The organism is Wolbachia endosymbiont (group A) of Sturmia bella, from assembly GCF_964030905.1.
Taxonomy (GTDB): Bacteria; Pseudomonadota; Alphaproteobacteria; order Rickettsiales; family Anaplasmataceae; genus Wolbachia; species Wolbachia pipientis.
In genome coordinates this window covers 889,925-909,765 of the sequence record NZ_OZ034988.1, presented here as the reverse complement: position 1 = coordinate 909,765, position 19,841 = coordinate 889,925, and the positions used below count along the sequence as shown (strand labels likewise).

The 19,841-nt window shown below is 34.6% G+C and carries 15 protein-coding genes, 1 tRNA gene and 4 pseudogenes; 8 read left to right on the top strand and 12 right to left on the bottom strand.

Annotated features, from left to right (window positions below; genetic code table 11):
• Positions 1-10: 10 nt before the first annotated feature.
• From clpX to ACQH3L_RS04185, 4 genes are all read right to left on the bottom strand, one after another.
• Positions 11-1,288: an ATP-dependent Clp protease ATP-binding subunit ClpX gene (gene clpX, locus ACQH3L_RS04200; protein ID WP_425384644.1), complete on the bottom strand. Its 1,278-nt coding sequence runs from the start codon at positions 1,286-1,288 to the stop codon at positions 11-13.
• Positions 1,288-1,914, bottom strand: coding sequence for an ATP-dependent Clp endopeptidase proteolytic subunit ClpP (clpP, locus tag ACQH3L_RS04195; protein ID WP_006280254.1), 627 nt, complete (start codon positions 1,912-1,914; stop codon positions 1,288-1,290). The genes clpX and clpP overlap by 1 nt, the downstream gene beginning before the upstream one ends.
• 11 nt (positions 1,915-1,925) lie before the next feature.
• Positions 1,926-3,260, bottom strand: coding sequence for a trigger factor (gene tig / locus ACQH3L_RS04190; RefSeq protein ID WP_010962514.1), 1,335 nt, complete (start codon positions 3,258-3,260; stop codon positions 1,926-1,928).
• 158 nt (positions 3,261-3,418) lie between these two features.
• Positions 3,419-3,500 (bottom strand) — tRNA-Leu (locus ACQH3L_RS04185).
• A gap of 140 nt (positions 3,501-3,640) precedes the next feature.
• Here ACQH3L_RS04185 and ACQH3L_RS04180 point away from each other — a divergent pair.
• Both ACQH3L_RS04180 and gshB read left to right on the top strand, forming a co-directional pair.
• Positions 3,641-4,237, top strand: coding sequence for a BON domain-containing protein (locus ACQH3L_RS04180; RefSeq protein WP_010962515.1), 597 nt, complete (start codon positions 3,641-3,643; stop codon positions 4,235-4,237).
• Between the two features lie 60 nt (positions 4,238-4,297).
• The gene (gene gshB, locus ACQH3L_RS04175; RefSeq protein ID WP_038198626.1) at positions 4,298-5,227 is read left to right on the top strand and encodes a glutathione synthase; all 930 of its coding nucleotides are present in this window, start codon (positions 4,298-4,300) and stop codon (positions 5,225-5,227) included.
• Here gshB and murG read toward each other — a convergent pair.
• Positions 5,212-6,243: an undecaprenyldiphospho-muramoylpentapeptide beta-N-acetylglucosaminyltransferase gene (gene murG / locus ACQH3L_RS04170; protein ID WP_007549072.1), complete on the bottom strand. Its 1,032-nt coding sequence runs from the start codon at positions 6,241-6,243 to the stop codon at positions 5,212-5,214. The two genes, gshB and murG, sit on opposite strands and share 16 nt — an antisense overlap.
• Before the next feature lie 69 nt (positions 6,244-6,312).
• On the opposite strand from murG, the gene ACQH3L_RS04165 reads away from it, so the two are divergent.
• Positions 6,313-6,705, top strand: coding sequence for a hypothetical protein (locus ACQH3L_RS04165; RefSeq protein ID WP_006279962.1), 393 nt, complete (start codon positions 6,313-6,315; stop codon positions 6,703-6,705).
• Between the two features lie 5 nt (positions 6,706-6,710).
• Here the strand turns inward: ACQH3L_RS04165 and lpdA are convergent, their stop codons facing one another.
• From lpdA to ACQH3L_RS04150, 3 genes and pseudogenes are all read right to left on the bottom strand, one after another.
• Positions 6,711-8,084, bottom strand: coding sequence for a dihydrolipoyl dehydrogenase (lpdA, locus tag ACQH3L_RS04160; RefSeq protein ID WP_010962518.1), 1,374 nt, complete (start codon positions 8,082-8,084; stop codon positions 6,711-6,713).
• Positions 8,085-8,159: 75 nt separating this feature from the next.
• A pseudogene (locus tag ACQH3L_RS04155) lies at positions 8,160-9,073 on the bottom strand (IS110 family transposase).
• A 484-nt stretch (positions 9,074-9,557) separates the two neighbouring features.
• A protein-coding gene (locus tag ACQH3L_RS04150) for an IS5-like element ISWpi1 family transposase (RefSeq protein ID WP_425384643.1) occupies positions 9,558-10,390 on the bottom strand; the annotation gives its coding sequence in 2 pieces (ribosomal slippage) (positions 9,558-10,021 and positions 10,021-10,390; 834 coding nt in all).
• A 57-nt stretch (positions 10,391-10,447) separates the two neighbouring features.
• On the opposite strand from ACQH3L_RS04150, the pseudogene ACQH3L_RS04145 reads away from it, so the two are divergent.
• Both ACQH3L_RS04145 and ACQH3L_RS04140 read left to right on the top strand, forming a co-directional pair.
• A pseudogene (locus ACQH3L_RS04145) lies at positions 10,448-11,048 on the top strand (transposase); the annotation flags it as partial.
• A gap of 304 nt (positions 11,049-11,352) precedes the next feature.
• Positions 11,353-11,856 (top strand): protein-disulfide reductase DsbD domain-containing protein, encoded by a 504-nt coding sequence (locus tag ACQH3L_RS04140; protein WP_015589109.1) that lies wholly within the window; start codon positions 11,353-11,355, stop codon positions 11,854-11,856.
• Positions 11,857-12,012: 156 nt separating this feature from the next.
• Here the strand turns inward: ACQH3L_RS04140 and ACQH3L_RS04135 are convergent.
• Together ACQH3L_RS04135 and ACQH3L_RS04130 are read right to left on the bottom strand one after the other, a co-directional pair.
• Positions 12,013-12,973: pseudogene (locus ACQH3L_RS04135) on the bottom strand (IS110 family transposase).
• A 333-nt stretch (positions 12,974-13,306) separates the two neighbouring features.
• Positions 13,307-14,239, bottom strand: a pseudogene (locus tag ACQH3L_RS04130) (IS5 family transposase).
• A 375-nt stretch (positions 14,240-14,614) separates the two neighbouring features.
• Between ACQH3L_RS04130 and ACQH3L_RS04125 the strand changes: the two are divergent.
• The 3 genes from ACQH3L_RS04125 to ACQH3L_RS04115 all read left to right on the top strand — a co-directional run bounded on the left by ACQH3L_RS04125 (position 14,615) and on the right by ACQH3L_RS04115 (position 18,983).
• Positions 14,615-15,958, top strand: a complete 1,344-nt coding sequence (locus ACQH3L_RS04125; RefSeq protein WP_317585998.1) for an alanine:cation symporter family protein — start codon at positions 14,615-14,617, stop codon at positions 15,956-15,958.
• A gap of 35 nt (positions 15,959-15,993) precedes the next feature.
• Complete coding sequence (locus tag ACQH3L_RS04120; protein ID WP_153296804.1) at positions 15,994-16,152, top strand: hypothetical protein; 159 nt, start codon at positions 15,994-15,996, stop codon at positions 16,150-16,152.
• A 152-nt stretch (positions 16,153-16,304) separates the two neighbouring features.
• On the top strand, positions 16,305-18,983 hold the full coding sequence (locus tag ACQH3L_RS04115) for a hypothetical protein (RefSeq protein ID WP_095742669.1): 2,679 nt from the start codon (positions 16,305-16,307) through the stop codon (positions 18,981-18,983).
• On the opposite strand, the gene ACQH3L_RS04110 is transcribed toward ACQH3L_RS04115, so the two are convergent.
• Positions 18,975-19,571, bottom strand: coding sequence for a Maf family nucleotide pyrophosphatase (locus ACQH3L_RS04110; RefSeq protein ID WP_010082554.1), 597 nt, complete (start codon positions 19,569-19,571; stop codon positions 18,975-18,977). The genes ACQH3L_RS04115 and ACQH3L_RS04110 overlap by 9 nt on opposite strands.
• Complete coding sequence (gene infA / locus ACQH3L_RS04105; RefSeq protein WP_007550159.1) at positions 19,549-19,812, bottom strand: translation initiation factor IF-1; 264 nt, start codon at positions 19,810-19,812, stop codon at positions 19,549-19,551. Before infA ends, ACQH3L_RS04110 begins: the two co-directional genes overlap by 23 nt.
• Positions 19,813-19,841 lie beyond the last annotated feature (29 nt).

Here is a 19,841-nt window from a genome sequence, read left to right as displayed (position 1 = left end):
ATGCCTCAAATTAATCATTAACCGTTATAACATTGCCATTGTTATTATGATTAACCGTTGCTTTTCCTAATTCTACCATTTTCTTAGTGATTACTATAGTGCTACCTTCAAAGCCTCCGTTTCCAGATGTATACATAATGTCAAGCAAAAGTGACTCCAAGATAGCACGTAACATTCTTGCACCTGTTTTGTAGCTTATAGCCTTTTTAGCAATAGCTGATATTGCTTCATCTGAAAACTCAAGGTTTACTTTGCTAAACGCAAGCAATGCTTTGTACTGTTTTATTAGTGCATTCCTTGGCTCTGTCAACACATGTATTAAATCTTCATGATCCAGCTCATCTAAAACAGCAGTTATTGGAACCCGCCCTACAAATTCGGGTATTAAACCGAATTTGATTAAATCTTCAGGTTGAACATCATGTAAAGCATTCTTTTTCTTTTGCTCTTTAGACTGACTTATATCTGCTCCAAAGCCAACTGACGTTCCCTTTTTTCTCGCTTCAATAATTTTATCGAGGCCTTCAAAAGCTCCTCCACAAATAAACAGTATGTTACTAGTATCCACTTGTATAAGCTCTTGTTGTGGGTGTTTTCGCCCTCCTTGTGGCGGAACATAAGCAACTGTACCCTCCATAATCTTAAGCAGAGCTTGCTGGACCCCTTCACCTGAAACGTCACGGGTTATTGAAGTGCTTTCAGATTTTCTTGTAATTTTGTCTATTTCATCTATAAACACTATACCACGCTGTGCTTTTACAACGTCATAATTTGCAGCTTGTAATAAACGCGACAACACGCTTTCTACATCATCACCCACATAACCTGCCTCAGTTAAAGTTGTCGCATCAGCCATAGCAAATGGCACATCTGAAACTTTAGCAAGTGTTTTGGCTAGCAAAGTCTTACCAGAACCAGTGGGACCAATAAGCATTATATTTGACTTCTCGATTTCAATATCACTTATAGCATGAAATTGTACCATGGATTGACAATGGTTATACATAGCTACAGATAAAACGTGTTGCGCGTGTTCTTGACCTACAACATGCTTGCTGAGAAAGTTTTTTATATCCTCAGGTTTCTTTAGTAATAGCTTCATATCAGATATACGATCTGAATTAAAAGATCTATCTTTCTTTTGACTTATTGCTTTATGGGATAATTCTATGCACTCATTACAAATAAACACCTTTAAACCATCCGAAGAGTTAGTAATCAATTTATCTACTTCATCTTGCGCCTTGTTGCAAAAAGAACAGTAGTGTAAATCATTATTGTTATCCATTAACCCACCTTTTGTTTAACTTTAATATTTTCAATTTCAATATCTGTACGCTCAGCTATCACCCTGTCAATTAAGCCAATTTTCCTTGCTTCTTCAGGATCCATGAATTTATCTCTTTCCATCATTCCTTCAATTTTCTTCAGTGAATTTCCAGTATGTTTTTCATAAATTTGATTTAGTTTTTTCTTAACCCGCAAAATTTCATTAGCATGTATTTCTATATCAGTTGCTTGACCATGATAACCACCAGATGGCTGATGTATCATAATTCTTGAATGAGGTAGAGAGTAGCGCTTACCTTTTGTACCAGCTGCAAGCAATAAAGAACCCATAGACGCAGCTTGACCTATACATAAAGTTGAAACGTCTGGGTTTATATACTGCATTGTATCGTAGATCGACAAACCAGCAGTTACAACACCACCTGGTGAGTTGATGTACATACAAATGTCTTTATCGGGATTTTCCGATTCTAAAAATAAAAGCTGTGCTACTATTACACTGGCCATATTGTCTTCAATAGGACCTGTTACAAAAATTATTCTTTCTTTCACTAGTCTTGAATATATGTCATAAGCGCGCTCACCGCGACTAGTTTGTTCAACTACAATTGGTATAAGAGTCATACCTTTCCCTATTAAATATTATCAAATAATTCCTTTAATTCTTTCACAGAAACAATCTGCTCTTCTTTACTAACTTTTTCTATTATATAATCTGTCACTTTATACTCAAGCGCTTGCCCTCTAACTAATTCTTGAAATTGTTTATTTGATTCAAAATGCTTAAGTACTCTGTCAAATTGCACATCTTTACTGACATATTGATTTACAATAACACTCAAAACATCATTTTGAGTTAATGATATTTTATGTTCTGCACTAAATTTCATAAATAACATAGCAAGCTTTACACGTTTTTCAGCTTCTTTACGAGAATCATTTTGAGCACCCAATTCTCCTTCCATTCTTTGTTGCTCCTGTTTTACTATGTCTGTGGGTAAATCAAAACTATAATTAGCATCCAAATAATCAAACAGCTCCTTTTTAATTAAGAGATTTCTCATTTCGGTGCACTGATCACCAATCATTTTTTTTGCATGATTTATTAGCAAAGAATAATCTTTAAACCCAATACTCTTAGCTATTTCATCATCATTTTCAAAATCTTTGGCAATTTGAATCTCATTAACTCGCACAGAAAAATCAGCTTCCTGTCCTGCAAGGGAAATGGCTTGGTAATTTTCAGGAAATTTCAACTTAAAGTTCTTTGTTTCTCCCTTTTTCATACCAGTTAATTGATCTTCAAAACCATTAATAAATGTGCCAGACCCTAAATTAACGGCAAAATTTTTGCTACTTCCACCTTGAAAGAGCTTATTCCTAATCCGCCCTTCAAAATCAATTATCAATTTATCCCCATCTTTCGCTTGATAAGAAGCATCATCAACAGAGGCGAAATTGGGGAACTTTGTTTTAATAGAATCAATAAATTCTTTTATATCTTCCTCTTCAATCTTTGCTTCAATTTTCTTTAAGTTTATTTTGTCAAGATCTATCACTGGTACTTCAGGCATCGACTCAAAAGATAGCTTGTATACAAAATTGCCCTCCTCATTTTCTTTGCCCAGATCTGGTAATGATATAACATCAACCTTAGGATAAATGTGAGACTTGACTTCAATTTTTTTCATCAAATCACTTGAGCAATAATCAATTGTATTATTTATCACATATTCCAAAGCCTCGTTTTTATAATTTGCAACAACAAGGTCATAGGGCATCTTTCCAGCCCTAAATCCAGGTGATTTTGCATTTTCTGCTATCTCTTGCAACCTGGAATTTACCTTTTGTTTTATATAATCACTACCAACTGTGATTTCATACTCATACTTTAGTTTATCTATACTAAGCTCTTTGTAGGTATATACGCTACTTACTTCGACTGTATTTTGAGGTATATTATTAGACATCATAATTCATTTATTAACATTTTAATTCATATCTTAATAGAGTCATTTTACCAGAATTTAAGTTAAACACAATCCTTAAGAATAGGTTTTTACACAAACAAAAGTGTATTTAGTGATTATAAATTTTCCCTTAAAACCTAAGTTACATGACTTTAAAGTGCGGATAGAGGGACTTGAACCCCCACGAGCAAGCTCACCAGGACCTAAACCTGGCACGTCTACCAATTCCGCCATATCCGCAAGAAATTTTTAGTACCCTATTATAGGTATTCCATTAAAAATATTCAAGGTTTAAAGTCTTACTTAATTTATGGTATTTACACAATCAAAAAAGCTTATTAACATTTCTTAATGAAAGCTCTAAACCCTGAAAATCAATAATGAGATTAATAACAAGCTTCTTACTCGCAATTTTTTTGATTACACAAAGTGGTTGCACAACCCTTATAATAGGTGGTGTGGTGGCTACAGCGGCAGCAACAGCAATAACAATGCAGGACAAATCCTTGGGAAATATCATTGATGATACGACTATGGTCATCAGAATTAATAAGGGGCTCTTAAAACATGGGCTATTTTCATCCATAAAGGTTAAAGTAAGTGAAGGAAGAGTATTGCTCATTGGAAGTGTTGACACTCCTGAAAAACAACTTACAGCAGAAAAAATAGCTTGGCAGCAAAAAGAAATTAAAGAAGTGATAAATGAAATAAGAGTAATACCAATTCAAATGGCTTCCATGCTAGACACCACTGTAGATGGCATGATAACAGCGGAAATAAGAACAAGACTCCTGGGAAAAAGAAATATTAAGTCAATTAATTATAGCGTTAATACGGTTGATAGAGTTGTTTATTTGATGGGTATAGCCCAAAATAAAGCGGAATTAAAAGCTGTAATAGCAATTGCAAGAAAAGTAAAGGGAGTAAAACAAGTTGTAAGTTATGTACGATACAGGTACAGTAAGTTACGCCATTAGGCAAAAATCGCTTTCAAATTATAACATTTGTACAGTTGTGACAATAGGTAGAGAACATAAATGAAAATTGCCTTTCAGATGGATGAAAATATAAATTTTGAAACTGATACTACATTTGCGCTAATAAAAGAAGCACAAAGGAGGGGGTATGAAATTTTTGTTTATACTCCTGATAATTTAGCACTAAAGCTAAACTATCCAATTGCTTTTGCTCAGAAAGTCAGCGTTGATGATTTTAGTTTTATCTCCAAAAAAGATGTAGCTATCAACTTGAATGAAATGAACATCATATTTATCAGACAGGATCCACCTTTTGATATGCGTTACATTACAACAACATATATCTTAGAAAAAACTAGCGCATTGGTAATTAACAATCCAACAGAAATAAGAAATTGTCCTGAAAAATTGATAACTTCATTATTTCCAGAACTAATTCCGCCAACTTTGATTACTGAAAATATATCAATGATTAGAGATTTCTACTACAACTATCAAGATATTATTCTGAAGCCATTGTATAGTTATGGAGGAAACGATGTGATAAGAATACAAGATGAGAATAGTATTCAAGTAGTAGTGGATCTCATGATAGCAAAATACGAATGCCCTGTGATTGCACAATCATTTTGTAAAAACATAGATAAAGATAAAAGAATATTGCTACTTTATGGCCAACCAATTGGTGTAATGAAACGAATTCCAAAAATCAGTGGAGAGATCAGAACAAACATGCGACTTGGAGCAAGTTTTGAGCCCGCTCAAATGAACGATAGAAACAATGAAATATGTAACAAAATTGGTCCTGAATTAAAGAAAAGAGGGCTAATATTTGTTGGTATTGATATTATAGATGACTTCCTGCTCGAAATTAACACAACTTCACCCACGGGAGTAGTTTATATCAATAAATTGTATAATATATCGCTAGAAAAGGATCTTTGGGACGTGTTTGAAGAAAAAGCAAGCAGCCATCAACTAAACCTGTGAACAATCACCTTAACAAACTCAGTAGTCCCATTCTTTATCCCTGTTTTTTCTGTACTATTGGTCATATCACGCAATTTTTGAGAATTATTTAATAGATCAAATAGTACCTCTGTTAGATTTTTTTTTGCTTCACTATTCTGCTTAACTATTATAGCTGCTCTCGAGTCTTCAATATATTTTGCGTTATAAAATTGGTGATTATCTTTTGAGTAAGGGTAAGGAATATATATAGCAGAACGCCTAGCAAGAGTGATCTCTGCTATTGAAGTTGCTCCTGCTCTGCTAATTACCAAGTGAGCATTGGCCAGTCTATTCTCCATATCATCAAAAAATTCACTCAATTCACAATCGATCTTTTCACTTTTGTATAGACTTTTGACCTTGTTTACATTTTTCTTCGTACATTGCTGCGTCACTCTAATTTTCTTTTTCATTTTAATAGGTAAATCACAAATTACGCTGCTTACTACATCATCAAAAAAATTTGCACCTTGGCTGCCTGCTATGACCAATATATTTAGGATTTTCTCAGTGCTAGAATGGCTCTGTGCTTTTATATCAACAAAATTTCCTGTAAAAATACATTTATTGCCCTCTGCATATTTAGTCTCCGGAAAGCTGGTTGCAATTAATTTTGCACTCTTGAAAAAGAATCTATTTACTCTCCCTAAAACTGTGTTTTGTTCATGTAAAATTATAGGTATAGAAAGAACTCTTGCTGCAAGAAGAGTTGGAAAAGAAGCATAGCTACCAAAACCAATGACCGATTTTGGTTTTAATTTTCTTACTTGATACAGTGCTAACATAGAGCTGTATATCAAGAAAAGGAAAAACTTAAATTTGTTGCTGCTTGGTCTACGTAATGGTAAGGTGTAGCTTTCTATGTCGGTATTTTTATTTGTTTTTTTATCAGTGAATAATATGCAATTGTATCCTTGTGTCTTTAGTGCTTTTGCTAAAGCTATGGCCGGAAAGATATGCCCACCTGTGCCACCTGTTGCTAAAATAATATCCATCTGTAAATAATAAATCCTAGATTGTTAACTGTTATTTAACAATTTGCACGTAGAATTTTATTAAGCGTTATGATAGTTGAGTTAAAAATGCCTAAAAGTAATAGTAAAAAAGAACCTAATGAGAAAAATAAACCTCAAGAACAAAGAGAAGGCAGAAGCGGAGGTTTTTTAGAACTGCTAAAAAATATAATAAAAATTCTTTTCAATTCGGTCGTTGACCTACCTGAGCACGAGCAGCATAATAAAATGAAAAGCACTAATCTACAACAAGGTTTGGATACTAAAGGAAAAGGCCCAGAAGATCTTCATCCAAAGGCAAAGCTTGAAGTTAAAGAAGCAGCTAAGGGATTGAAAGAAGAGTTACAGAATTCTGATGCTGGTGGTAATCAATCTATTGAAACTAAAGTGCCTAATCAAACTACTACTCAAGACATTGACAACTCTAAAACGATGGAACGTTAGTTCAACTATTTAACATCTGCAGCAAGCACTGATTCATGTATCATCTCTGAAATGGTTGGATGAGGAAAAATCGTAGATTTTATGTCGAAGTCTGTTCCTTCTAGTTGCTTTGCAAGAGCAAAATTGCTAATTAACTCCGTTACTTCTGCACCTATCATGTGGCTACCCAGAATTTCTCCGGTTTTTTTATCTATAATCGTTTTCACTAACCCTTCAGTTTCACTGAGTGCAACAGATTTACCATTAAAGTTAGAGTGAAATTTTCCTATTTTTATATCATACCCACCTTTTATTGCCTGTTCCTCAGTAAGGCCGATGCTCGCTATTTGTGGATGAGAATAAGTGCAATTTGGTATGCATTCTTTTTTTAACGCATGAGCATTTTTACCAGCAATCTTTTCAATGCAGATCACGGCTTCATGGCTCGCTTTATGTGCTAAACATGGTGGGCCAGCTACATCACCTATTGCATACACATTTGATTCACTAGTTTCATACCATTCATTCGTTTCAATAAAGCCAGAAGGGCTTAATTTAATTTTTGTATTTTCTAAACCTATATTTTCAATATTTGCTTGAATTCCAACCGCAACAATCACCCTCTCAAATTCTTTGCTCTCACCACTACTTAGTAGCACTTGAGCAGAGTCTTTACTTTTAGTAAGAGCTTTTACGCTACTGTTTGTATATATTTTTATCCCCTGTTTTGTGAATATTTCTTGTGCTAAATCTGAAATGTCCTTATCCTCCAGCGGCAAAATAGTGCTCTTTATCTCTATGATTGTTACATCAACCCCCAAAGTACTATAAAAACTTGCAAATTCTATTCCAATTGCACCAGACCCTATAATTAGTAGCGATTTTGGTAATCTCTCTGGAGTCATAGCGTGCTGCGCATTCCATATTAAATCTCCATCTGCCTCTATTCCAGGCAGATTCCGTGCCCTCACGCCTGTTGCTAAAATGATATGCTTGGAAACAATTTCTTGTTCTTCCTTATCGCTAACGACTTTTATAGTACCATTGCCTGCAAGTTTACCAAAACCTTGATGAACTTTGATATTATTTTTTTTCATCAAATATGCAACACCGCTTGACAATTTATCAACAACGTTTCTTGAGTATTTCACTATTGATTGTATATCAAAATTCGCTCCCTTTACTTCTATACCAAACTCTTTTGATCTTTTTATTAGCCTATAAACCTCAGATGCTCTAAGCAGTGATTTTGTTGGTATACATCCCCAATTTAAGCATATACCGCCTAAATTTTTTTCTTTTTCCACAATTGCAGTTTTAAACCCAAGCTGTGCCGCCCTAATTGCCGCTATATAACCACCAGGACCGCTACCTATAACCGTAATATCATACTCATTCATCAGTTTTCTTCGTATTCAAAAAGATTATATATAACAGATGGAACCCATACAATCAATGGTCTGTCATCTACCGTCTTAAGAGTCAAGATAAAAGTTGTTATTTTTTATCATGGCATTTAAACAAACGATAATTTTTCTCATGACAGCAACTAATGCAACCTTAGCAGCTTTGCCAGAATCAACCAAACGCTGATAAAACGCTTTCATTTTTCTGTTGTGGCGCATAGCAACAAGAGCTGACATGTATAGTGCTTTCCTTGCATAAAACCTGCCTCCTTTGATTTGAGCTTTGCCAACTTTTCTTCCACTTTCACTAGTTTTAGGTGCAACTCCAACTAAGCATGCAATTTCTCTATTCTCTAATCTACCAAGCTCAGGCACCTCTGTCAGTAGAACGCTCGCCGTCTTTGATCCAATACCTTTATAGCTGATTAAAAGCTCATTTTTTCCTTTCAATTCAGCTATTGCGTCTTCTATGTCTTGCCTAATTTCTTTCAATTGTTTTTCAGCAAACCCTATCTGTCTTTCTATGTATTCTCTAGCTTTTCCCGTCGCACTTTGCAGGCGACACTTGTTTGCATGAATTGCATCATTTAAATTACGCTCAACTGCCCCCAGCTCCTTTAATTCCTCTTGCTTTTGTGAAATTATACATCCTTTTACTTCACCGTCTTTACTGACAAATTCAGCGTATTTTTCCAGTAATTTAGCATCTAACTTGTCAGTTTTTGCAAAATGATTGCAAGCTTTGGCAAATGCATATACCCGATTCGGGTGAGCTTTATGGACAGTTATCTTGCAACAATTTTATAATGAGCTTTTCATAGCCACCAGCTTACACATAACTTGATGGGTAAATCGACTATATTTGTTTCTATAAACTTAGATATAGCATCACTCACGTTTGCTATGCGCTTATGCTTGCCATTAATTGAGATGTCCAATGCTTCCTTGGAAACATCTACTCCCATGAAAATTATTCTAGCCATTTTTGTACCTATAAATATAATCAAACAATAATGCAAAATGCTGTATACAGGATTGTAATTCGATCTTTTAGATCCACCTACCGTTCGTACTACATTTTGCTTTAAGCCTTACTATTACCCACAAATAAAAACATAGTATTGTATTTACTCAAATAATTTAATTTTATTAACCTGAAAGCTTATTAGATTAAAATTATTAAACTAAGAGTTATAATTTTAGCAACTAAAAGCTGTAAATTGCACCATATAAACAGTTATTTCAAGCAAAAGTTATGCCATTAAGAGCTATGCAACAAACATTTATATTTGTGGGTAATAGTAAGATCTAAATCCGATAGAGCATTGTTGGCACACCATCAAAAGTCGCCTCAGACCTCTAATGCATCAATGTACAAACTTACACCTTTTAGTTGGTAATACCATTTTAGACGTTTATCATTCGTTTTAGAAAATACTATAGGAGGTTGTCCGGAAACTAGTAAATTCAAGCATATTCCCTCTTTAACATAACCCTACTCATAGCTAGGTATATGAAATTCTCAGTGGATGTTGTGAGTAAATCATACTCCTTCGATAGCCTTCTATTCCTATTAACCCAAGCAAAAGTCCTTTCTACAACCCATCTTCTTGGCTGTACTTTAAACCCTTGTTCTCTTGTTGGTAGTAGCTCAGGTGGCGTATCTTTGTGCACCCAAAATCTACATGGAGGCCTTTTAACAATTTCAATATCTATGTCATATTCTTCCTTTGTGTGATTCTTTAAATTTCTTCCTTGGTATCCCATGTCAGCCCACATTTTTTTAACTTTAGTATATTTTGTTCTCATATTGTTTAATGCTATTTTAATACCATCTCTATCATTTTCGTTAGCAGCGCCTACGTAACAACCTAGTATAAAACCCTGAGTGTCTGTAATTATATGCCTTTTTCTACCCTTTACTTTTTTACTTCCATCATAGCCTTTGATCCCCCCTTTTCTGTAGTCTTTACAGATTGACTATCTACTATACAGGCACTCGGCTGCTCATTCCTTCCTATTTTTCTTCTACTATATTTTGTAATTTCATAATTCATTTTCTCAAAAATTCCCTGCTTCTTCCATTGCCTGAACTGCTCATACACAGTCTTCCATAGCGGAAAATCATTTGGTAAATACCGCCATTGACACCCTGTACGCAATACATAGAAAATTGCTTCTAATATTTCTTTTTTGCTATACTTTGGCAGCCTTCCTCCTTTCTTGTATGATACTCTGAAGTGTTTTTCTATTCTTGCCCATTCCCTTTCGCTTAGATCTGTTGGATACTTTTTTCTCATCTTTACCCCGTACTAAAATTTCAGATATTATAGCCTTTTACTTGTTTCCGGACAACCTCTAATATGGAAGATATCGAAATTGCTATAGACAGTACAGGAATTAGTATATACAACAACACACAGCAAGGAAAATAGCACTGACAGAAAATATCGTGGCTATGAGCAAACGAGAAAATTGCACGTAATGTTGAATATAAACAACAAAAAAGCCATAGCTGTAAAATACAGTAACGGCTGATCACTATGGAGCTTGTGATTTGCTAAAAGAAGTTGATTTTCAGCATGCCATAAAAGCACTATATGCAGATAGAGCATGTGATAGGCACAAGTTTTATAAGTTGTGTAACGAATATGATATAAAGACAAAAATTCCACCAATAAACAATGCGGCAGAACATCCAGAAATAGATTATATGTCTGACAGGAATGCTGCTATTAGGTTAATAAAATTATACGGTGAAGATGGCATGAAAGAATGGAAAAAAGAAGTAAATTATGGGAAAAGATCTTATATTGAAGGGTTTTTCTCAAGATTAAAGCAAATATTCGGATTTAGTTTTAGGAATAAATCTGAGATAAATCGAGAAAAAGAACTAAATGCTATTTGCTTAATAAATTCACTGATATTGGTATGGCTAAATTTGAGATAGTTACATGAATTTACCATAAATCACCATCTCATAAAGTGTGATGCAACAAAGCCATCCCAGTGTCAAGCACTGGGATGACACCCTCCTTATGGGCCAAAATCACAATGTTCGTACAGTTGTGGATTCATTCGCGGTATCTCGGCATAGATTCCGCTAACAAGTAGCGGAATGACGAATTTGTCGTTTTTCAGATTGTCGTAAGTCAGTTTAGCTATAGCATAATGCTATATTAATAAATAATCTATATAATACTATTAAATATAATAATTAAAATCTAAATTACTTTCTCTATAAAAGGAGAAATTTACCTTAATGAAAATATATATATATTTAATATTATTTTTATTTTTTTCTTGCGCTCAACTATATGCTGACGAGGAAATTGCAAAATTTGATTTACTTATTGGCGAGATAAATGAAGCAAGCTTCACTCTTAAAGGTGCAATAAAGGTTACAGTAGAACCAGGCTGGCACATATATTATAAAGATCCTGGAGATTTTGGCCTTCCCACGTCTATTAGTTACAAAGGTAATGCATCAGATATAAATATTCACTGGCCTATTCCAAAGGAACATAAAGATAAAGTAGGGAGAGAGACGTTTGTAAGTAACGTATATGAGGATATGGTATTATTTCCCTTTAAGATGAATATATTTTTAAATCAAGGGTATATTGACCTTAACTTCCATATAAATTATGCGATATGTAAAGATAGGTGCATCCCTAAAAATGTTGAGATAAAAATCAGGCAACCATTAAAGGATTTTATAGATTCTGATATCAATAAACTTATAAATGAGTGGTATGAAAAATAGAGTTCTCATGGGGTAGGTGTCATTCCAGCGCGTGACACTGGAATCTCATTTACTTTTTTGTTCACTATGTGAGGAACTTGGGCCTACAAGTATATAAACATAATGGTTTCGCATAAAAAATTTAGATCCCAGATACTGTTTCTGCTGTCAAACAAATTATCCAACAAAATTACAATTAAATGGTTGATTATTTTTAAGAATACCAAAAAAGACATGCATTAATTTTCGCATTAACGCAAGAACTATGACTTTTGGACATTTGCCTTTACTTGCTAGACGCTGACAAAACTTTTGAAAATGATTATTATGGTTTTTGACTACTATAGCTGGCATATAAAGAGCTTTTCGAATACGCTCAGATCCTATTTTGCATATGCAACTTCTCTTACTTACTGACGATCCCGATTGATAATGTCCTGGATTTAGACCAGCAAAAGCTGTAAATTGTTTAGCATTGTCAAAGTTATCAACTGATGGCATTTCTGCGACAACAGCAACAGCAGTAAGATATCCTATACCTTTTATAGTCTTAAGGTTTTCCACCATATTTTTTAGATGTGGATAGTTATTTATATGCTCATTAATTTCTTTTTCGAGAACAATAATTTGCTCCTCTATTGCCAAAATTACTTTAGATATAGCTTCTTTGCAACTGGAATGCATATTTTTGTTTTCCAAGCGATTTGTCTGTTGCACCTTATCATCTTTTAGCGATTGCATGCAACGGTAAAGCTCCCTCAAATGCCTCATTTCAGGTGCAATGGGCTTCCAAAGAGCAGGTTTGTTGGCGATACAAAATCTAGCTATCATAGCTGCATCTGATTTATCTGTCTTATTTCTGAGCAGCTCACTTTTGCCAAAAGCTTTCTGGGTTTACTATACTGACATTATGTCCTAAATCGTGCATAAAAGTAGCCAAATCTTCTCCATACCAACTAGTTGCTTCAAGACATAAATGAGTAAGATTTGCTCCATGGCCGTTGCACCAAACTACAAGTTTTGCAAAACCATCTTGATTATTTTGAAAGACTTTGTGTCGTTTTTTACTGTCCACTAACAAACAAACATCAAATTTCTTTTTTGAAATATCCACACCCAAAATAGCATTTACTTGCATAAAATTGCCTCCAAGACTATAAATAAACTGAGAGTTTAGACTAACCTTGTAATACGGGATATAATTCCAAAAGATACTGTTCAGTCTTTAACTCTATGGGAGGGAAGCAAAATCTGGCTTAATGGCATTAGTGTCGCATCAGCTTCATCCTCCCTGTGAGGTATTTTAGCTCTAATGCCTCACATCATAAAGATACAAGTGTCACGCACTAACTGTACGAACATTGAGATATAAGAGTAATTTGTACCAAGAAAAAAGATGTCATCCCAGTGCCCAGACACTGGGATGGCTTTGTTGCATCGCTCTTCGGATAGTAGGTAACGCACAATAAATTTATGAAGCTATCTCAAATTTAGCCATGCCTATTTCAGTAAATTTGTTAAGCAAATAACATTTGAGTAGCAGTTCCCTCTCACGATTCATTTCAGATTTGTTCCTAAAACTAAATCCAAATGTCTTTTTTAATCGCGAGAAAAAACCTTCTATATAAGATCTTTTTCCATAACTCATCTCTTTTTTCCACTTCTTTATACCATCTTCATCATATGACTTTATGAGCTTGACTGCAGAATTTCTCTCAGCCATATAGTCTAACTTTGGATGCTCTGTTGCGTTGTTTTTCGGAGGAATTTTCGTTTTTATACCATATTGATTACACAGCTTATAGAGCTTTTCTCTGTCATATGCCCTATCTGCATATAGTACTTTTATGACATACTGAAAATCGACTTCTTTTAGCAAATCACAAGCTCCATAGTGATCAGCCGTTACTGTATTTTACAGCTATGGCTTTTTTGCTGTTTGTATTCAACATTACATGCAATTTTCTTGTCTGTTCATAGCTGCGATACTTTCTATCTTCGCTATTTTCTTTGCTATGACCAGGAGTGTTGTTGTATATACTAATTCCTGTACTGTCTATAGCAATTTCGATATCTTCCATATTATTTTCTGCAATCATTTATCTTAATATTAAGTTTCTTTTGATGATTGTGAATAGCTGATAACTTGCAAATTTTTCCCAATTTGCTCAAGGTATCCTGCTATAAACCCAACTGTTTGCCTCAGGCCTATTCTAAATAAACAAGTTATTATGTGCACCAAAATTACAACTTTATCGCTATAAATATTGTTGCCACCTGGTATTTTTGGACCATTCTCGTACCACTTTTCTATGGCTTCGTTGATATAATGAAAAATATTTCCTCTTTTTTCTAGAAATTTGTTATATTCGCTATGGTTACTGACCCTCATTTTTTGTGGCATATTTTTTCTTCAACAGTTAAATCGCTATTTATAATGAATTTTGTCAGTAATCACTAATTTTTCTGCTGCTATGCAACAAAGCTCACTGGGATCCAGATTGGACACTAAGTTGGTGAGTATAAAAGTAGCTAACCTTATGTTAAAACACAATATTTTTGGTGAGGGGTTGCATTAAAAGCTGGATTCCAGTGTCAAGCACTGGAATGACATCGTCTTAACATTGTACCATATTACAATGTTCGTACAGTTATGTGTCACGCTACTTGGATGACAAGAAAAGGTTTCTAGAATGACGGAAACGAAGTCATACATAGAAAATAGGTTAGGTATTTTCAATTTTTGTTGTATACTCAAATAAAAATCTCACTTTTACAGATGGATACAGTAAAGTTTGTTTTATTACTGCCAACAATATTACTCATGCTAGTTGCTGGTGTTTACCTATCGATTAAACTAAAATGGCTACAGGTATTTAGATTACCATACGCCCTTTCACTCCTTGGAGCTAAAAAAGGAGAAAATAAATTTTCTTCTATAGCCGCTCTGTTTACAATTTTAGGGGGAAATTTAGGAGTAGGAAATATTTCAGGAACTGCTGTTGCTCTAAAAACCGGAGGACCGGGCTCTATTTTATGGATGGCAATAATTATTGTTATCACTTCTGTGATAAAATATGTCACTTGTTATCTAAGTATAAAAACCAGAAAGGAAAAGAACGAACGGTTTATAGGTGGCCCTGTAGCCTACATGACTGATGCGTTTAACTCTAGGAAGGCCACAATTGTCTTTCTAGTTATCATGATGATGGTTTCAATAACAGTTGGTAACCTTGTTCAGGTAAATTCTCTATCAATACCACTTAATATGATAGATGTGCCTGTAGTTGTTGGTGGCATTGTAATGGCCATAATATTTTTTGTTGTTGCAGCTCTCAGCTTAAAAAAAATTAAAATTTTTATATCGGCTATGATACCGATAATGACGGTAAGTTACCTCACACTTTGCGGTATCATATTATTTAAATTTAGTGAAAATATTCTTCCTTCTCTAAAACTAATAACAAGCAGTTTTTTTACAACTAGTAGCTTTAACTCTGGTTTATCTCTAGGTTTGATTTTAGAAATGTTGACTATTATTCAAGTTGGAACTTTGCGAGGTATTTTTGCAACAGATATAGGGCTTGGCCTCGAAGGAATCGTACATTCTTCAATTGTTCCTAAGAAAAATAATAATAAATTTATTATTGAACAGAGCCTAATCACAATAATATCGCCTTTTATAGTTGCATTCATAGTGTTTATTACAACAATGGTACTGCTTGTCACAGATTCTTGGGTCACTGATTTAGAGAGTACTAACATGTGCATATTTGCTTTTAGAAAAGCTATGAATTGGCCCTATATTGACTATTTAATTATGGCCATAATGTTTTGTTTTGCCTTTACTACTATTTTTACTTGGTTTTTTTGCTCAAAACAGACAATACGCTATGTGTCTATGGATAATAAATACACTAAAATCTGGATTGTAATTTTTACCATGATCATTCCGCTTGGTGCGATAGGTAAAGTCCAGTTGCTATGGGATGTTGCTGATATCTCGATTGCTGCTTTGTTGTTTATCAACATACTCGCTATACTCAAGCTAACCTCTCAAGATCCAGAAGTGTTTACTATGAGTAGCAGATATTTGAAGTTGCAAAAACAGAGCTATAGCTAAAGCAATTTAGGCTATGCAGCTGTTGTGATATAAGAGTGATTTCCGCCAAGAAGGATGTCATCCCAGTGCCCAGACACTGGGATCCAGGAATCTTGATTGGCACTAAGTTAGTGAGCATAAAAGTAGCTAATCTTATGTTAAAACACAACATTTTTGATGGGGTTCGTGAAAGGCTGGATTCCAGACTGGAATGACAACTTAAATCGTTTGATGTTACCATAAAATAGCTTGTGTCATCACATTAGTAACACAACCTTCCTTAATAAAAATTCAACCAATGCTTGTGATAATTATATTAGCTAGTATTAGCTAGAACTAAAGGCAGAGGGTTATTAGTGAGGGATATATGGGCACTAACGATACACAACAAGAACACATTTATAATGAGCGCATTCAAGAAATTTTTCCTTTATTTGATAAAATAAAAAAGGAAGACGACCCAATTTATAATGCTAGAGTTGATTTTAACACAGTAAAGTTTTTAACAAAACACGCCAACTGGAATTGGGACGAAGAAGAAAACAAAGATAAAGCATATGGAGTTATTCTTCAGAAATGCGACAAGACAAAGAAAGCTGGACAAGACCTTGAAAGTGAAGTTAAAGAAAGGTTGAAAGAGTATGTTGATGATGTTGCAGGAGTTTCAATATACGGTAATCACGCAAGTATTACGCTGGGAAATAACAAAAAAGAGTTTAAAATCAGCGAATTTTTAAACAGTGATTTTTGTGAGAAGAATGAAATCTCGGGATTTTCAACATTGCATAGTGATGGAAAGAGCGGAATGCATGGTTTTGTTGCCGAGGAAGAAGGGAAAAAAATAAGACATTATGTCGTAACTGATGGTTCATATGAAATGACTTTAAAGTGGTATGCGGAGGGGAAGGAATGTAAGATCAAAATTAAGATTGATGCTAACGGTGTAGACCTTGTTAAAGGTGATGATTTTTCTCTAGAACGGTTAGAAGTAAACAGAGATGTAAAAATAGGTGGTTTATTCTTGCATGAAATACAATTCAGGGAGAAAGGACAAGGAAAAGCGAATGAGATGCAACATAATAAAGACAGTAACGAGCTATCATCTGAAACTACAACAAGAATTGATGTTAATAGAGGTGTTAGCGTTCAAGCTACTGATATAACTCAAAAAAAAGAAGACCACCATTCACATTTTGGACTACAATCTAACAGCAGAAGGCAGTCTTACGATAGCGGAATTGGAAAAGATTTTGACGATAAAATTAATTCTCAGGAGGCTAAAGAAAAGCGTGAGCTTAGACAAGCAGCACGAGAAGCAAATTCGGGAGGTCAAGTTTATAACCTACAATCGCTTTTTGAGGAGAATCCTCAGAACAAAAAAACTCCTCCGCCACTTCCACCTAGAACTAGTTCACTACCACCTAAAAAAGGTGTTTTCGATGAGCAAGGGGGAGCCAAATCTGGAAGCCAAAAACCAGATGACTTGCGCGAAAATGAGCAAACACCTAATAATCAGCAAAAAGGTGCAACTTCTGATTCTTCAGATAGTTCTACTTTCACCAAGTCTGTAAGCCACAATCAAGATAATAGGCAAGAAGATGAACGGTATGACAATCCTACATTTGGACATGCTGTACCTGGAAGCCAAAAACCAGATAGAAGTGAGCAAACACCTAATGATCAGCAACAACCTAAAACCCAGCAACAAGAAGGAAATAGCAAAGGCGATCTGTTACAAGACATCAGAAATTTCAAGAAAAACAACTTACGGCACATTGATGTTGATGATAGAAAAGCATCAATTGCAGGAAGTAGAAAAAATAACCCATCACCGTTAGAGACATTAAAGGACATAATTCCTTATTCATCTTCTCCAGATAACAGTGATAACCAAGATGCTAGTGATGCTAAGTGGAAAGAAAGTGAACAGCCGCTCTCTGCTACAGCACTCAATAATAAAAGTGACTCGGGCTATTCATCTCCAACTCATGACAATAATGAACAATCTCAAGTAAATCCTGAACAGTTAAAGAAGAGCTTAGAGAACATTGAACAAAGTGATCAAACTCCACCTGAAAATCTTCTTAAAGAAATCAGAGATAGATCACAGCAGGATAATAGAGGATTAAGGCAAGTTGATCCTACTGATAAACTGTCACAAGATAAAGAAGATGGATTGCAAAAAGACGATTTAGCAGATGTAAAAATAGTGGAAGGTCCAACTATTAGTGTCTCTGCTTCAACACCAAATAGTATAAGTGATTCAGGCTATATATCTCCAACTAATAGTGATAGTAAATCTCAAACAGATTTAAAACAGGTAGGAAGGAAATTAGAAGAACATATTAGACAAAGTAATCTAACTCTATTTGAAGAACTTAAAAATACATTAGGTCAAGAAAATCTCGGGTTAAAATCAGCTGATCAGAGTCAGATTAGCGAAGAAACTAAAAAACGCTTGAGAGAAGTTGGGTTGCTAAAAGACAGCTCAACAGACATAAAAGCAAACGATTCGGGCTATTCATCTCCAACTCATGACAATAATGAACAATCTCAAGTAAATCCTGAACAGTTAAAGAAGAGCTTAGAAAACATTGAACCAAAAGAAATCGGAGATACGAGTGAGTTAAAAGGAGCATTGGGAAACCCGGATAAAGGGTTAAGAGAACCGGCACAACAGGCTACTAAAGAAAATATTCCTAAAGATTCATTCTCAGAAAACATTTTAGAAAAGATAGGAGAAGGTAAACAATATGACCCTATACGTAAGTGGTTAGAAAAAACAGTGGCAGAACGAGAAAATAATGACACTAATCCAACTGTAGATAAAAATAGCGAACTATATAAATTACTAGAGAAAGATGAAGCACAACTGAAAGCTGGAGTAATAGAAGAAGAAAGAGGAGATACTTTAACAGAACACACTGATGGTTATGATCGCAATAGAATTGCATTAGCTAACAGAAATAAAAGACCACTAGATTGGGCTAAACAGGTTGCTGAGTCACAACAAAAAAAAGATACTAATAAAGGTATTTCAATATAAATTGAAGTTAAAATAATTGCTTAGCAAACAATAGGTTTCATGTAATGGTAACCCTATAACGGAAGAGTAGGAGCCGCGTAAGAACAATACGAACACTCCAGCTAGGCCTTGTATATTGCATCCCCCCGCCCTATTTTTCCACTCTTCTGATGCTAAATAATACTTAATTTCTTGTTCACTGAGACGTTTAAATTTCACTATTGTAACCACAGTCCTGATATGTTGTTTAGATTGATCGGGAGTTAATAGACATACACTGGTGTATACTCTATGCCTTCTTCCTGATAACAAGCGGATACATTTTTCTGCTTGCTCAACGTTTTCAGCTTTGAGCAATATCCTTCTACCACAAGCAACAACTGTATCAACACCAAGCACAAAATAATTTGGATTTAAACTTTGTATTTTCTCAGCTTTACTTTTTGCCATACGGATTGAGTAATCCTTCGGAAGTTCCTTTTTTAAAGGGGCTTCATCTATATCTGCTGGCAAAATTAAACCTGGCTCAATGTTTATTTGTTTTAGTAAAGCTATACGCCTTTTCGATGATGAAGCAAGAATAAGATTATTTAGAGATCGTTCTGTCACTTGTACCTTTAAGCCTTCTAATGATCCTACCCTTTCTCGCATTCCTATCGTAAATGCTCATCTCAACTAACACCCTATCCCCTATAATGATGCGTATTTTACTTCTTCTCACTTTCCCTGATACATGACAGATAATCTCATGTTCATTGTCCAGTTTCACTCTAAATTCTGCTGCAGGTAGTAAAGCAGTTACTGCCCCTTCCACTTCAAAAATTGTTTTCGATTTCTCGTCTTTTATCATATGTTATATTATAATTTAATAATCTTTTT

What these genes read in the sequence shown, in the direction of transcription:
- clpX (WP_425384644.1), bottom strand. Translation starts at nt 1,288, where the DNA reads ATGGATAACAATAATGATTTACACTACTGTTCTTTTTGCAACAAGGCG.
- clpP (WP_006280254.1), bottom strand. Translation starts at nt 1,914, where the DNA reads ATGACTCTTATACCAATTGTAGTTGAACAAACTAGTCGCGGTGAGCGC.
- tig (WP_010962514.1), bottom strand. Translation starts at nt 3,260, where the DNA reads ATGTCTAATAATATACCTCAAAATACAGTCGAAGTAAGTAGCGTATAT.
- ACQH3L_RS04180 (WP_010962515.1), top strand. Translation starts at nt 3,641, where the DNA reads ATGAGATTAATAACAAGCTTCTTACTCGCAATTTTTTTGATTACACAA.
- gshB (WP_038198626.1), top strand. Translation starts at nt 4,298, where the DNA reads ATGAAAATTGCCTTTCAGATGGATGAAAATATAAATTTTGAAACTGAT.
- murG (WP_007549072.1), bottom strand. Translation starts at nt 6,243, where the DNA reads ATGGATATTATTTTAGCAACAGGTGGCACAGGTGGGCATATCTTTCCG.
- ACQH3L_RS04165 (WP_006279962.1), top strand. Translation starts at nt 6,313, where the DNA reads ATGATAGTTGAGTTAAAAATGCCTAAAAGTAATAGTAAAAAAGAACCT.
- lpdA (WP_010962518.1), bottom strand. Translation starts at nt 8,084, where the DNA reads ATGAATGAGTATGATATTACGGTTATAGGTAGCGGTCCTGGTGGTTAT.
- ACQH3L_RS04140 (WP_015589109.1), top strand. Translation starts at nt 11,353, where the DNA reads ATGAAAATATATATATATTTAATATTATTTTTATTTTTTTCTTGCGCT.
- ACQH3L_RS04125 (WP_317585998.1), top strand. Translation starts at nt 14,615, where the DNA reads ATGGATACAGTAAAGTTTGTTTTATTACTGCCAACAATATTACTCATG.
- ACQH3L_RS04115 (WP_095742669.1), top strand. Translation starts at nt 16,305, where the DNA reads ATGGGCACTAACGATACACAACAAGAACACATTTATAATGAGCGCATT.
- infA (WP_007550159.1), bottom strand. Translation starts at nt 19,812, where the DNA reads ATGATAAAAGACGAGAAATCGAAAACAATTTTTGAAGTGGAAGGGGCA.